The organism is Microbacterium sp. P5_E9, assembly GCF_054049175.1.
In genome coordinates this window covers 1-680 of record NZ_JBFUMV010000072.1, presented here as the reverse complement: position 1 = coordinate 680, position 680 = coordinate 1, and the positions used below count along the sequence as shown (strand labels likewise).

The window sequence follows — 680 nt, the reverse complement described above, 5'->3', positions numbered from 1 at the left end:
GGGGTGTCATTCACGCCGGTCTTGCGACATGTGATCATGTAGCCGTCGCCGAAGCGCTGGGTCTGACCGGTGGACATCGAGCCCGGCGTGACGGCGCCGGTATCAATCACGTGGGTCACGCCGCCAACCCAGCCGATCAGCTTGCCATGCGCAAAGATCGGAACGATGGTGGCGATGTCGCAAGGATGAACGTTCCCGATCGCACAGTCATTGTTGGTGAACATGTCACCGGGATGGATGCCGGGATTGCCTTCCCAGTTGTTCTCGATCATGTACTTGATCGCCGCGCCCATCGTGCCGACGTGGATGATGATTCCCGTCGAGGTGAGCACGCAGTCGCCGGCCGCGTTGTAGAGCGTGAAGCACAGCTCGCCTTCCTGCTCGACGATCGGGCTGGCCGCGATCTTCTTGGCGGTTTCGCGCGCATGCACCAGGCCGCCACGCAGTTTGGAGAACATCTTCTCGTAGCGGATCGGGTCCGTCTCGCGCAGCTCCAGACGCTGCAGGCCGTTGTAGTGGCCGGTCTTGGCGGTGCGCTCGAGAATTCCGTCGCGGAATTCTTTCAACGTCTGGCCGGTCTTGAGCAGGTCGGCGAAGCCGAGTTCTTTGCTGGACATCATGTTCATGGTCATGTCTCCTTACTTCACTTCCTTGAGGTGGAACAAGCGATGCTTGTCAAG

At 60.0% G+C, this 680-nt stretch carries 1 protein-coding gene; it reads right to left on the bottom strand.

Going from position 1 to position 680, the window contains the following annotated elements:
* Window positions 1-632, bottom strand: a 632-nt coding sequence (locus ACXJ3V_RS20275) for a hydantoinase B/oxoprolinase family protein (RefSeq protein ID WP_457102159.1), incomplete at its 3' end; no start/stop codon positions are given.
* Window positions 633-680 lie beyond the last annotated feature (48 nt).